The sequence below is a fragment of the Lentzea aerocolonigenes genome (assembly GCF_000955955.1).
Classification (GTDB): Bacteria; Actinomycetota; Actinomycetes; order Mycobacteriales; family Pseudonocardiaceae; genus Lentzea; species Lentzea aerocolonigenes_A.
In genome coordinates this window covers 1-12,575 of record NZ_JYJG01000196.1, presented here as the reverse complement: position 1 = coordinate 12,575, position 12,575 = coordinate 1, and the positions used below count along the sequence as shown (strand labels likewise).

Below are 12,575 nucleotides of genomic sequence, written 5' to 3'. Positions count from 1 at the left end.
TCCTTCAGTTGGCCGCGAGGTCCCAGCCGGACCAGCCCTGCCCGATCTGCGTCCCGGTGCCGAACCTGCCGGTCCCGGTGCCGAGCCACTGCCAGAGCGTGTTGTCCGACGTGCGGATGGCCACGAGGTCGGCCTTGTTGTCGCCGTTGACGTCCATCGACGTCATCTGGCGGAACGCGTTCCAGCCCTGCCCGACCTGCACCGCGGTGGCGAAGTCCGCGCCGGTGCGCTTCCAGAAGAACAGCTCACCGGCGGTGTTGGTCGCCCAGATGTCGCCGTCGCTGTCACCGTCGGCGTCCGCGGCGGTGTGCCGGAACAGCGACGACCAGCCCGCACCCACGAGGTCGCGCTCGGCGAACCTGCCGTTGCCGCGGCCGACGTAGAGGTACATCTTGCCGCCGTCCCTGGCCAGGATGTCCACCCGGTTGTCGCCGTTCACGTCGCCGAACGCCACGTTCTCCATGGACGCCCAGCCGGTGCCGACGGTCGCCGCCGCGGTGAACGTGCCGTCACCGCGGTTGTGCCAGTAGTAGAGCGTGCCGTCGCTGATTCCCCACAAGTCCGCCCAGCCGTCGGCGTTCGAGTCGCCGATGCCGATCCGGGTGAACTTCCCCCAGCCGACGCCGAGCTGCACGCCGGCCGCGAAACCGCCGCCGGCACGGCCCTTGTAGATCCACGCGTTGCCGTTCGGGTCGACCCCGAGCGCGTCGTCGTACTTGTCGCCGTTCACGCTCTTGGACGCCAGCACGGGCGGCGGGGAAGAGCCGATGGCCGCGCGCGCGTCGTCCACGAACGACTTGTAGCGGCCGGACTTGTAGGTCGACCACGGTGTCCAGTCGGTGCCCTGGTCGGAGATCCGGTACGCCTCACGGGCGTTGCACGCCGCGTTGTACGCGCAGGAGTCGCTGACCTCGGGGTGCCAGTAGTCGTTGATCTGCCACAGGCCGCGGTCGACCGAGTTGTGGCTGTCGCTGTTCACGTACCGGGCGGACGGGTCGCACCGGGACTCCGCCATGCCGACCGCCACCGCGACGACGAGCTTCTCGCCGGTGAACCCGGCAGTGCGGCCGTTGGACACGCACAGGTCGATGTCACCGGCGGCCTGCGCGGGCAGGACGAGACAGGTCAGCGCGGCGGCCGTGGCCAGAAGTCCGGACAGGAGCTTCATGTCAGTTCACCGCCAGGTCGAAGCCGGACCAGCCGCTGCCGATCTGCGTCGCCGTGCCGAACCTGCCGGCGCCGCCGCCCAGCCACTGCCAGAGCGTGTTGTCCGACGTGCGGATGGCCACGAGGTCGGCCTTGGCGTCGCCGTTGACGTCCATCGACACGACCTGGCGGAAGTTGTTCCAGCCGCTGCCGACCTGCTCCGCCGTCGCGTAACCGCCGGCGTCCTTGCGCCAGAAGAAGAGCTCACCAGAGCCGTTGGTCGCCCAGATGTCGCCGTCGCCGTCCGCGTCGGCGTCACCGCCCGTGTGCCGGGCGAGGCTCGACCAGCCCTCGCCGAGCAGCGACCGCGCGGAGAACACGCCGTTGCCCCGCCCGGTGTAGACGTACATCTTGCCGCCGTCCCTGGCGAGGATGTCGGTCTTGTTGTCACCGTTGATGTCCACAAAGGACATGTACTCGATGGCGCTCCAGCCTGGCCCGACCTCGTGGGCCGCGGCGAACGTGCCGTCGCCCCTGTTGTTCCAGTAGTAGAGCGTGCCGTCGCGGACGGCGAACAGGTCGGCCCACCCGTCGGCGTTGGAGTCGTTCACGGCGATGCGCGAGAAGCTGTTCCAGCCGGACCCGATCTGGACCGCGGCGGCGAAGCCCCCGCCAGCCCTGCCCTTGTAGAGCCACGCGTTGCCGGACGGGTCGATGCCGACCGCGTCGTCGTACCTGTCGCCGTTGACGCTCTTGGCGGCGCGGTTGACCGTGCCGCAGTTCTGGCTGACGTAGGTCTCGGTGCCGGCGGCGTAGTCGAACGGGTCGCCGTGGAACGAGGCGGGCCGGATGTAGTCCGGGTAGCTCTGGCCGCTGCCCCGGTTGCGGAACTCGAAGTGCAGGTGCGCCGAAATGCCGGGCGAGTTGCCGTCGGTGTTGCCGACCGTGCCGATGACCTGGCCCTGCCGCACGGTGTCGCCGTCGTGCACCGACTTCTTGTCGAGGTGCGCGTACAGCGTCGAATAACCGCCGCCGTGGTCGATCTCCAGGTAGTTGCCGTAGGCGGAGGTTTCGCCGCCCTCCGCCATCACGGTGCCGGCCGCGGCGGCGAGGACGGGCTCACCGAGGTCCTCGTTGCCCGACGTGCCGGACTTGTTCCAGTCGATCTCGTTGTTGCGGTGTGCGCTGCTGCCGTCGGAGTTGCCGATCCACGAGGTGCCGCAGATGAACGGCAGCTCGAGTGAGGGAGCGGCGGCCTGGGCGGTGCTCGGGGCGAGCGTCACCGCCATCGCGGCCACGGCGAGGCCGACGACCGTTCTGCCGATTCTGGAAGCCATTTCGGAGATTCCGTTTCTTCTCGTGAATTGACCTGAAACGGAATTTAGGAAGCCGTTCTACACGGCACCTACACAGCACCTACAGGCCTCCACAAGGTTCCTTGCAAGGCGTGTGGTGCACGCTCCCCGACGTGGGGAACTCGGCGAGCTTCGAGATTCTGGGTCCGTTGCGGGTGGCCAACTCAGGGCAGCCGCTCAAGTCCGCCGGTCCGCGGCAGCGCGCACTGCTCGCGGCGCTGCTCGTGCGCGCCAGGCAGTCCGTCAGCCAGGCCGGTCTCATCGACGCGTTGTGGGGTGAGAACCCACCCGTGTCCGCCGTCGCGAACGTGCACACCTACGTGAGCCGGTTGCGCCGCGACCTCACCGAGATCGGCCTGCCCGGCAGGCTCACCACGGACAGCGCGGGCTACCGGCTGCACGTCGAGCCGGACGAGCTGGACAGCGAGATCTTCGAGGCCACGGCGACGCAGGCGCGTGAGGCGCTGGCGGCGGGCGACGCGGGGAAGGCCGTGACGCTCTGGCAGGAGGCGTGGCAGCTCTGGCACGGCACGCTTTTGGAAGACGTCCCGCGTGCGGGCTGGCTCGAAGCAGACGCGGTCCGGATCGACGAGATGGCCGCCGCCGCACGGGAGGACTATGCCGACGCACGGCTCGCCGCGGCCCAGTACGGCGCGCTGATCACCGAGCTGGGTGTGCAGGTCCGGCAGTTCCCGCTGCGAGAAGGCCTGTGGTGGCGGCTGATGCGGGCCCAGCACGAGGCCGGCCGACGGGCCGAGGCGCTGGAGACCTACCGCGCGGTCCGCGAGGTGCTCGTCGACGCGCTCGGCGTCGACCCGTGCGACCAGATCCAGGACCTGCACCAGGAGATCCTGCGAGGCAGACCGGAGACCCCGGCCCTGGTGCGGCCCATGCAGCTGCCGCCAGAAGTCGACAACTTCACCGGCCGCACCGCCGAACTGGCTCGGCTCCACCGAGTTCTCACGCACCGCTCCAAGTCCACGCTCGCCGCGATCACCGGCAAGGCGGGCGTCGGCAAGACGTCACTGGCCGTCCGCGCGGCCCACGAGGCCGGCGACCAGTTCAGCGGCGGCCAGCTCTACGTCCGCCTGGGCGGCACCAGCCCGTCACCCCGTGACCCCGCAACGGTTCTGGCCGAGCTCCTCATCGCACTCGGCGTCCACCCGCACGCGGTCCCGGAGGACCTCGAGGCCCGCGCCGCCCTCTACCGCTCCCAGCTCGCCGCCCGCCAGGTGCTGATCGTGCTGGACGACGCCAGGAGCATGGCCCAGATCCGCCCGCTGCTGCCCGGCTCCGACTCGTCCGCCGTCCTCGTCACCAGCCGCGTGCAACTCGTCGGCGCGCAGACCGTCAACCTCGACGTGCTCGGCGCCGAGGACGCGATCAAGCTGCTGGGCGAGATCGCCGGGCAGGACCGGATGATCGCCGAACCGGACGCGGCCGCCGCTGTCGCCCGTTACTGCGGCAACCTCCCGCTGGCCCTGCGCATCGCCGCGTCGCGCCTCGCCCGCCGCGGCCATTGGAGCGTGAGCCGCCTCGCGGAACGCCTTGCGGGAGAAGGAACCCGGCTCAACGAGCTGCGCATCGACGACCTGGAAGCGCGCGCCAGCCTCGCGTGGAGCTACGAGGCGCTCGACGACGTGCAGCGCCGCGCGTTCCGGTTGCTCGGCCTGCTCGACGTGCCGGACTTCCCCGGCTGGGTCGTGGCCGCGTTGCTGGACATCGACGTGCTGGACGCCGAGGAGATCGTGGACAGCCTCGCGGACGTGCATCTGCTGGAGGTCTGGCAGGGGCGATATCGCTTCCACGACCTGCTGCGCGTCTTCGCCCGCGAGCGCGCCAACGAGATCGACGAGGACCGGAACACCGCGCTGCACCGGGCTTTCACCGCGTGGCTCGACCTGGCCGCTCAAGCCGAGGCCGGCCTGCCGTGCCGGTTCCTCAAGGTGCGGCTCGATCCCGAACCCAGCGGGCTCGACACCGCTCGCCTGCTCGCGGACCCGCTGGTGTGGCTGGAAGCCGAACGGGACTCGCTCGTCGGCGTCGTCGAACAGGCGTTGAAGCTGGGCATGACCGGGCTGGCGTGCGACCTCGCGTGCGTGCTGACCACGTTGTTCGACCTGCGCAGCCACTACGACCTGTGGCGTCACACCCACGAGCTGGCGCTGTCCGCCGCCACCGGCGAACGCCACCAAGCCATCCTGCACCAAGGCCTTGGCGCGCTGGCGTTCTACCGCGACCGCTACCGCGAGGCCAGCGAGCACTTCACGCGCGCCCAGGAGATCTTCGCGGGCACCGACGAGCACCGCGGCCACGCCTACGCGCGCCTCGGGCTCGGCAGCGTGCACCTGTTCCACGGCAGCCAGGACGAAGCCGCCGTCCAGCTGGGCCGGGCGCGCGAGACGTTCAGCTCCTGCCGCGACGAGAGCGGCGAGGCGTTCGCGTTGCAGGCACTCGGGATCGTGCACCGCAACCAGGACAGGCAGGACGAGGCCGCGCAGTGCCTCGGCCAGGCGCTGGAGATCTTCCGAAGACTCGACAGCCGGTACGGGCAGGCCTGCGCGTTGTTCAGTCTCGGCCTGCACCACAAGGCCAGGGGAGACCTCGCCCGGACCGAACGGGCGCTGCTCGACGCCATCGGTCTGTTCCGCGTGGCCTCCTGCCCACGTGACGAGGCGCTGGCGTTGCACGTGCTCGCCGCCACCTACGCCGAACAGGGCGATGCTGCGCGGGCGTCCGAGATGATGTCCCGTTCGCTCACCGTGTTCTCGCCGGAGGACGAGAGCGTCGGCAAGGCCGCCACCCTCTACAGCCTCGGCTGGGTCGCGCACCGCAACCAGCGCTCCGACGAAGCCGCCGCGTGCTTCGAGCAGGCACTGCAGCTGTTCCGGCGGCTGGACATGCAGGTGCACGTCAGCCGGACCGTGAACGCGTTGCGGCAGCTGGGGCTCAGCGTCCCGGACCGGCGAAGCTGACGGTGCTGACGAGCCTGCGCTGCACCAGCAGGAACACCAGCAGACACGGCACACCGGTCACGGTCGCCGCGGACATCAGCTCGGGCAGCGTGAGATGCCCGGCCTCCAGCGTGGCCAGACCGACCGTCAACGTGCTGGTCTCGCCGCCGCCCGCGACCACCAGCGGCCACAGGAAGTCGTTCCAGTGCCACAGGAACACGAACACGGCCAGGGTGCCGAGCACCGGCCGGCACAACGGCAGCACGATGTTCCAGTAGATCCGCCAGTCGCCCGCGCCGTCGATCCTGGCCGCGTCGAACACCTCGTCCGGCAGCGCGCGGATGAACTGCCGCAGCAACAGCACGGCCTGCGCGTTGGCCAGCGTCGGGATGATCAACCCCCAGTAGGTGTCCGCCCAGCCGAGCAGCTGGATGATCACCACCGATGGCATCAGCACCGCGTGGAACGGCACCATCAGCGTCGACAGCAACGACCACAGCAGTGCGTCCCGGCCGGGAAAACGCTTGCGCGCGAACACATAACCGGCCATCGACGCCGACAGCAGCACGGCGACTACCGACACCGCCGAGTAGATCACCGTGTTGCCCGTCCACCGCAGGAAGCTCTCCGTCGACAGCAGGCCGGCGATGTTGTCCAAGGTCAACGAGCTGGGCCACGCGTAGGGGAGCGTCGGCGAGAGGCGAGGTGTCAACGCCACGACCACCATCAGCACGAACGGCCCGACCGCGACCAGCGACACGATCGCGAGCAGCACGGTGAGCCCGACCCGGCTGTGTCTCCGGAACTGAGTGGGCATCACGGGTTCCGTTCGAACGCACGCCGCTGAGTCAGCGACACCAGCAGCACGATGGCCCACAACGCCAGCCCGGCCGCCGCGGCCTTGCCGACCTCGAAGTACGTGAAACCGTACTGGTACACCGCGTAAGCGAGCGTGTAGCTGGCCCGCACCGGACCGCCGGTCGTCATCACGTAGATCAGGTCGAACACCTGGAACGCGCCGATGGTCTCCACCACGACGACGAAGAACATCGCGGGCCGCAGCGACGGCAACAGCATGTGCCGGAACCGCTGCCAAACGTTTGCACCGTCCACTGTGGCCGCTTCCAGGCAGTCGGCCGGGACGTTCCTGATGCCCGCGAGCAGGATCAGCATCGCGTAGCCGAAGCCCTTCCACACGCCGACGATCGCCAGCGCGGGCAGCACCGTCGACGGGTCCTGCAGCAGTCCGGCGGGCTCGAACAGCCACTTCCAGATCACGCCGCTGAGCACCAGGCTCGTCACGTACGGCGCGAACAACGCGGCCCGGAAGAACCCGCGCCCCCACGGCACCGAGTGCAGCAACAGAGCCGTTCCGAGCGCCACCACGAGGATCAACGGCACGTAGATCGCGACGTAGGTCAGCGTCGTGCGCAGGCTCGCCAGGAAGTACTGGTCCTCGAACAGCCCGGCGTAGTTCTCGGCGCCGACGAACTCGAAGTCACCGCCGGGCCGGTAGTCCGTGACGCTCAGCCCGGCCGCGCCCAGCATCGGCAGGAACCGGAACGCGCCGAACAACACCAGCACCGGCAGCAGGAACGCCAGTACCGTCAACAGCTCACGCAGTCGTCTCATCGCTTCTGCAGCAACGCGTCGACCTCTCCCGCCGCGTCGGCCAGCGCCTGCTCCGGTGTCCTCGTGCCGAGCAGCGCGGCCTGCAGGTGCGGTGCCAGCAGCGCCATCGCCTTGCGCGCCTGCGGATGCGCGTCGCCGGCCCGTGCGGTCGGCAACGCCTGAGCGAAGCCCTTGTCCACCTCGTCGACGACCGGCGGCGACGCGTCCGTCCACGGCAGGAAGTAACCGGACTGCACGCTCAGCTCCTCGACCACCTTCGGCGAGGTCATGTAGGAGAGGAACTTCTTCGCCGCCTCCGGGTTCTTCGCCTTGCGCAGCAGCGACAACGCGCCGGGCTGCCCGAACGTCACCTGCTTGCGGCCGCGCAGGGGAGCGCCGACGACGGTGTTCGCCGCGCCGATCGTGTTGACGACGTTGCGCGCGGTCGAGGAGACCATCGCGTGCGCCATCGCGGCCCGGCCGCCGACCACGGCGTCGTCGACGAGCTCTGAGCGCTTCGTCGCGGCGTCACGCGGCAAGCCACCCATCGCCTTCAGGTCGACGAGGAACCTCAGCGCCTCGACCCCTTGCGGTGACGAGAAAGCACTCTTCGTGCCGTCGGAGTTGAACACCGTCCCGCCCGCCTGCCACAGCAGCGGGTAGAAGGTCATGTTGAGCGTCTCCTCGGTGGAACCCGCGTAGTCGAGGATCGGGATGCCGTGCGCGGCCAGCTTCGGCGCCGCCGCCTTCACCTCGTCCCAGGTGTCCGGCAGGTCGGTGATCCCGGCCTCCGCGAACAGCTTCCGGTTGTACACCGTCGTCGTGACGGTCTGGTACAGCGGCAGCCCGTAGACCTCGCCCTGCACGGTCAGCGCGTCGACCGCGGACGGCCGGTAGGTGTGTTCGCCGCCGGTCAGCACCTCGCTCACCGGCAGCAGCGCCTTCTCCTCCACGTACTGGGGAATCAGGTCCGGCTGCAGCAGCACGACGTCCGGTCCGTTGCCCGCCATCAGCGCGGCACCGAGCTTCTGCTCCCTGCCCTTCCACGGCTGCAGCTCGACGCGGAGCCGCACCCCGTGCTCGGCCTCGAACCCCGCCTCGACCTTCTGCCAGTACGCCCGGCTCTGCGTCTGGTCGGCGATCACCGGGTACATCCACAACGTCACGGCGTCGTCGGACTGCGAGCCGCACCCGGTCAGGGTCGCGGCCAGGGCAACTGCGACAAAGGCTGCCGTTCTCCTCATGCGGGCTGTTCCGTTCTGATGCCGAAGAGGCGCGAGGCGTTGCGCCACATGACGTGTTCGTACTCGTCCTCACTCAGTCCCGCGTCCATCACGACGCCCAGTGCGATCGCCGGATCGACCAGCGTGCTGTCCGTGCCGAACAGCATCTGCGGAAGCGGCACCCGGTCGAGCGCGTACCGGTAGCGGCCCGCGTCGGTGATCGAGCAGCACGGTTCGAGGTAGAGCCGGTCGGTGCGGGTCGCTGCCTCGACCGCGGTCCGCCACGCCGGTCCGCCCATGTGCCCGGCGATCACGCGCAGGTCCGGATGGCGTTCGAGGACGTCGACCAGGCCGAGCACCGACTCGTCCCAGGTGTGCACCAGGACCGGCAGCCCGGCTTCGGCGGCGAGCGCCATGGTGTCCTGGATCGCCTTCGACAGCAGCGTCTGGCCGGGGTAGGTGGTGTGGATCTTGACGCCGACGAACCGGCCGGTCGGCAGGTACTTCTCGAGCTCTTCCGCGCCGGCCGCGAGGTCGTTGGGGTTGATCACCACGTAGCCGAGCAGGCGCGGGTGCGCGACGAGGACCTCGGCCATCCACCTGTTGCCGGACACCATGTCGTAGGTGACGGCCTCCGACGCGGAGACGATCTGGCGGTCGATGCCGTAGCGGTCCATCAGCGTGAGGTTGAGCTCGGCGGCACCGACGTCCGTGGCGAAGAACCACGGTCCGGCGTGCGCGTGGACGTCGATGATCACAGTTCTTCTCCCAGCCAGGCCGAAGCCGTTCCGCAGGCCACCTGTCGCCACTCCTGCTTCGTGAGACCCGCCATGCGCAGACGGAGTGCTGACGGCATGACATCGTGCATGGGCGCGCGCGACCCGTACGCGAGGTGGTGTGCGCCGACCTCGCCGGCGATCCGCTCGATCGAGTCAGGGCCGACCAGCATCCGGGTCGAGGCCACGAAACCGGGCTCACGGCGGGCCGTCACCACGAAGTCCGCGACCCGGTAGGCGTGGACGTCGAGGAAGCACACCCGCGCGCCCTTGTCCGCGAACGGCCGCCAGAACTGGCTGAAGTCGCCGCTCGTGAGCAGCACCAGGTCGTGGCCGACGGCGGTGTCGATGATCGCCGCGAGGCCGGGGGAGCCGGGCTCGGCCCACTGCTCCGGCGGGAACAACCTGACGATCTTCACGCCGGACTCGGCGAGCCTGCTGATCTCGTCCTCCGCGCCCAGGGCGTCCCTGATGTCGACAGTGCCCACCGGTGCGAACCGTCTTTGCAGCTCAGTCGCCTTGCGCGTCTCGTCGTTGCCGGAACAGACGTCGAACAACGCGCCGCGCAACGAGCACAGCAGGCCGCGCCGGATCCCGTGGCTTTCCTGCTGGCGGGCGACCGCGTCCAGCGACGCGTCGAGCTGCCGGTTCGGGACCGCGCCGAACAGCACGTCGACGTCGATGCCGATCTCGTGCCGCTCGGCGGGCAGTGGAGGGAGGGTCACCATGAGTGAGAGTCTGGTGACCGGCTCTACACGTCGTCTACACGCTGACGGCGATGGCGGTGATCAGCACGTCGCCCTGCACCAGCCAGCGGCCGTGGAACCCGGCGATCGGGGTGTCCGGCAGCAGGATCCGCGAGTAGAAGGTGCCGTCGGCGTTGAGCGTGATGTCCGCGTCCTCGAAGCCCAGCCACCGCTGCGTGACCGGGTACCAGGCCTTGTAGGTCGACTCCTTGGCGCTGAACAGCAGCCGGTCCCAGCAGATCTTCGGGTCGTCGACCTTCAGGCCGGGCATCCGCCGGATCTCCGCCGGGATCGCGATGGCCTCCAGCACGCCGTCCGGCGCCGGTCCGTGCGGCTCGGCGTCGATGCCGATCGTCCGGAAGTCGGTGCTGAGCGCGAGTGCCGCGGCCCGGAAACCGGCGCAGTGCGTGAGGCTGCCGACGACACCGTCGGGCCACAGCGGCTCGCGCTTCGGGCCGGGCAGGATCGGCGCCGGTGCGACACCCAGGCGCTTCATGGCCTCTCGGGCGCACCAGCGTGCCGTGCCGAACTCGAACTTCCGCTTCGGGACGGCGTTGCCCAGCAGCGCCTCCTCCTCGGGGAAGAGCTCGACCGGCTGTTCGTCGTTGTACCGCTCCACCGCCGCGATGGGTGGGGGCAGAAGCTGTTCCAGCACTTTTATGACTCCCGCAGCACGTCGTGCAGCTTCACCCGGGTGGTGCCGCGCGGCTTCCACTCGCGCGGGTAGCCGAGCGAGACCTCGTCGAACCGCACGCCGTCGTAGTGCGTCGTGCGCGGGATGTGCAGGTGGCCGTAGACCATCTCAACGGCGTTGAAGCGCTTGTGCCAGTCGGCGGTCAGCGTCGTGCCGCACCACAGCGCGAACTCGGGGTAGCGCAGCACGAACGTGGGGTCGCGGACGAGCGGGTAGTGGTTGATCAGCACGGTCGGTCCGCTGATCCGGGAGAGCCGTTCCTCGGTCTCCTCGACGCGTGCCTGGCACCACGCCTCACGCGACGGGTACGGGTCGGGGTGCAGGAAGTACTCGTCCGTGCACACCACGCCGGCCTTGTGCGCGATCTCGAGGGCCGATTTCACGTCCGTGGCACCGTGCGGCCGAAAGGAGTAGTCGTATCCGAGGAACAGCGGACAGACAGTGACCGGACCGTTCGGCCCGTGGAACACCTCGTAGGGGTCCTCCGGGGTGACCACGTCCAGGCTGCGGCACAGCTCCACCAAGTGCTTGTAGCGCATCTCGCCGCGCGCCTGGTTCTCGTCGTCCTTGGTGGTCCAGAGCTCGTGGTTGCCGGGCGACCAGACGACCTTGCCGAACTTCGGCGTGAGGGTCCGCAGCGTCCACTCGACGTCGGCGAACTTCTCGCCGATGTCCCCGGCGACGATCAGCCAGTCCTCCGGGTCAGGTGAGGCGATCGCCTCTACAACGTGACGGTTGTCCTGGTAGGAGACGTGCAGGTCGCTGGTGGCCAGAAGCTTCACACTTCGAACGTTACTTCTCGCGTCAACGACCGGATCATTACCGCTCAGTGGTGGAGCTGTCCGTGAGCGGTCGACGCCACTCTGTCGTGGCTCGGGGTACCCGACCGGTTATCCGTTCGTCGCAGACAGTGGTCCACTCGTCTCAACAGGGGAGGCCGTGTATCGCCGTCGCACGTCCGCTCATCGCCTTTTACGGTCTACCTACTTACCTGTTTTCTGGCCGCCTTCTTACTGTGAGCGCTGTCACCTGACGGAAAAGTCCTGGCGGAGGACCAACTCATGACCGACTCACAGTTCGCACGCACCCCGGACCCGCGACTCGCGCGGCAGGTCCCGCCCCGTCAAGTGCCTCAACGGCCTCTTCCCCCACGTCAGGCCCCGGTCGGCCAGGTGCCGGCCCGCTACGGCCAGCCCGTGGACCCGCGCCTGGCGGCCAACCCCTCGTTCCGCCGCACGGTCGGCGCCGAGATCGCCCGCCACGCCCAGCAGCACTCGGCCTACGCCGTCCCCCAGCGCCGCACCACGGCCGAGGACACCGCCCTGGCCACGCTGCTCCGCTCCCGCCAGCGCGCCGAGTCCGCCCGCCAGGACACCCGGCCCGCCGACGCCGCGCCGCGCCAGGACTCCTGGATGCGCACCTCCTCGTGGCCGGAGCACAGCTGCGAGACCGGCCGTGGTGACGTGATCGAGCAGCTCTCGTCACGCCTGGTCTCGCCCAATCTGTGGGCTGTGGTCGAGCCGCTGATCCCGCCGGCCAAGGTGCGCCGCCAGGGTGGCGGCCGCGGCCGGGTCTGCAACCGCGCGATCTTCACGGCGATCGTGTTCGTCTTGTCGTCCGGGTGTGCGTGGCGGCACCTGCCGGCGTCGTTCGGTGTGACTGTGCCGACGGTGCACCGGAGGTTCCAGGAGTGGACCGACCTGGGGCTTTGGGTTCGGCTGCGTCGTGCGGCGGCCGAGGGTGCCTGTGGGACCGACGAGATCGACTGGATTCGCGCGGTGCTGGACGCGGCTGACCGTCGGGCTGCGAAGGCCGCCAGCTGATTTTCGCTGGCTGGTTTCGCCTGGCTGATTTCGCCTGATCGTCGCCGGGGCCACCCTGAAGAAGGGTGGTCCCGGCGTTTTTGTGCGCGTTGCTCACTAGTGACCGCTCATCGTGGTGATGACCGTTTATCGCGGGATGAGTGGTCTTGGGGGTGGTGAGTGGTCGCCTTGCTGGGGGTGGGCGCTGAGGTGCCGTGTGGTGGTCGGGTTGCGTGGGTTGGCGCTCGTTGGCCGGGCGCTCACGCGC

Annotated in this window: 10 protein-coding genes and 1 pseudogene; 2 read left to right on the top strand and 9 right to left on the bottom strand. The window is 69.4% G+C overall.

Going from position 1 to position 12,575, the window contains the following annotated elements; translation table 11 throughout:
• Positions 1–4: 4 nt before the first annotated feature.
• Positions 5–1,168 carry an FG-GAP-like repeat-containing protein gene (locus UK23_RS48910; protein WP_052685006.1) on the bottom strand — a complete coding sequence of 388 codons (1,164 nt, stop codon included), beginning with the start codon at positions 1,166–1,168 and terminating at the stop codon, positions 5–7.
• 1 nt (position 1,169) lies between these two features.
• On the bottom strand, positions 1,170–2,483 hold the full coding sequence (locus UK23_RS48905) for a VCBS repeat domain-containing M23 family metallopeptidase (RefSeq protein ID WP_052685005.1): 1,314 nt from the start codon (positions 2,481–2,483) through the stop codon (positions 1,170–1,172).
• A gap of 131 nt (positions 2,484–2,614) precedes the next feature.
• On the opposite strand from UK23_RS48905, the gene UK23_RS24805 reads away from it, so the two are divergent.
• Entirely contained in the window at positions 2,615–5,476 is a 2,862-nt protein-coding gene (locus tag UK23_RS24805; protein ID WP_156213362.1) for an AfsR/SARP family transcriptional regulator, read from the top strand.
• On the opposite strand, the gene UK23_RS24800 is transcribed toward UK23_RS24805, so the two are convergent.
• From UK23_RS24800 to UK23_RS24770, 7 genes are read right to left on the bottom strand one after another with little or no spacing between them, the layout of a single operon-like run.
• Complete coding sequence (locus UK23_RS24800; RefSeq protein ID WP_045314023.1) at positions 5,451–6,272, bottom strand: carbohydrate ABC transporter permease; 822 nt, start codon at positions 6,270–6,272, stop codon at positions 5,451–5,453. The genes UK23_RS24805 and UK23_RS24800 overlap by 26 nt on opposite strands.
• Complete coding sequence (locus tag UK23_RS24795; RefSeq protein ID WP_045314022.1) at positions 6,272–7,087, bottom strand: carbohydrate ABC transporter permease; 816 nt, start codon at positions 7,085–7,087, stop codon at positions 6,272–6,274. Before UK23_RS24795 ends, UK23_RS24800 begins: the two co-directional genes overlap by 1 nt.
• Complete coding sequence (locus tag UK23_RS24790) at positions 7,084–8,310, bottom strand: ABC transporter substrate-binding protein (RefSeq protein ID WP_045314021.1); 1,227 nt, start codon at positions 8,308–8,310, stop codon at positions 7,084–7,086. Before UK23_RS24790 ends, UK23_RS24795 begins: the two co-directional genes overlap by 4 nt.
• Positions 8,307–9,047: an amidohydrolase family protein gene (locus UK23_RS24785; RefSeq protein WP_045314020.1), complete on the bottom strand. Its 741-nt coding sequence runs from the start codon at positions 9,045–9,047 to the stop codon at positions 8,307–8,309. The genes UK23_RS24790 and UK23_RS24785 overlap by 4 nt, the downstream gene beginning before the upstream one ends.
• Positions 9,044–9,793 (bottom strand): hypothetical protein, encoded by a 750-nt coding sequence (locus UK23_RS24780; RefSeq protein ID WP_045314019.1) that lies wholly within the window; start codon positions 9,791–9,793, stop codon positions 9,044–9,046. Before UK23_RS24780 ends, UK23_RS24785 begins: the two co-directional genes overlap by 4 nt.
• 34 nt (positions 9,794–9,827) lie before the next feature.
• Positions 9,828–10,466 carry a 4'-phosphopantetheinyl transferase family protein gene (locus UK23_RS24775; RefSeq protein ID WP_045314018.1) on the bottom strand — a complete coding sequence of 213 codons (639 nt, stop codon included), beginning with the start codon at positions 10,464–10,466 and terminating at the stop codon, positions 9,828–9,830.
• Positions 10,467–10,468: 2 nt separating this feature from the next.
• Positions 10,469–11,287: a metallophosphoesterase family protein gene (locus UK23_RS24770; protein ID WP_196777869.1), complete on the bottom strand. Its 819-nt coding sequence runs from the start codon at positions 11,285–11,287 to the stop codon at positions 10,469–10,471.
• A 681-nt stretch (positions 11,288–11,968) separates the two neighbouring features.
• On the opposite strand from UK23_RS24770, the pseudogene UK23_RS53930 reads away from it, so the two are divergent.
• Positions 11,969–12,325: pseudogene (locus UK23_RS53930) on the top strand (transposase); the annotation flags it as partial.
• Between the last annotated feature and the right edge of the window lie 250 nt (positions 12,326–12,575).

What these genes read in the sequence shown, in the direction of transcription:
- UK23_RS24790 (WP_045314021.1), bottom strand. Translation starts at nt 8,310, where the DNA reads ATGAGGAGAACGGCAGCCTTTGTCGCAGTTGCCCTGGCCGCGACCCTG.
- UK23_RS24800 (WP_045314023.1), bottom strand. Translation starts at nt 6,272, where the DNA reads ATGCCCACTCAGTTCCGGAGACACAGCCGGGTCGGGCTCACCGTGCTG.
- UK23_RS48910 (WP_052685006.1), bottom strand. Translation starts at nt 1,168, where the DNA reads ATGAAGCTCCTGTCCGGACTTCTGGCCACGGCCGCCGCGCTGACCTGT.
- UK23_RS24795 (WP_045314022.1), bottom strand. Translation starts at nt 7,087, where the DNA reads ATGAGACGACTGCGTGAGCTGTTGACGGTACTGGCGTTCCTGCTGCCG.
- UK23_RS48905 (WP_052685005.1), bottom strand. Translation starts at nt 2,483, where the DNA reads ATGGCTTCCAGAATCGGCAGAACGGTCGTCGGCCTCGCCGTGGCCGCG.
- UK23_RS24780 (WP_045314019.1), bottom strand. Translation starts at nt 9,793, where the DNA reads ATGGTGACCCTCCCTCCACTGCCCGCCGAGCGGCACGAGATCGGCATC.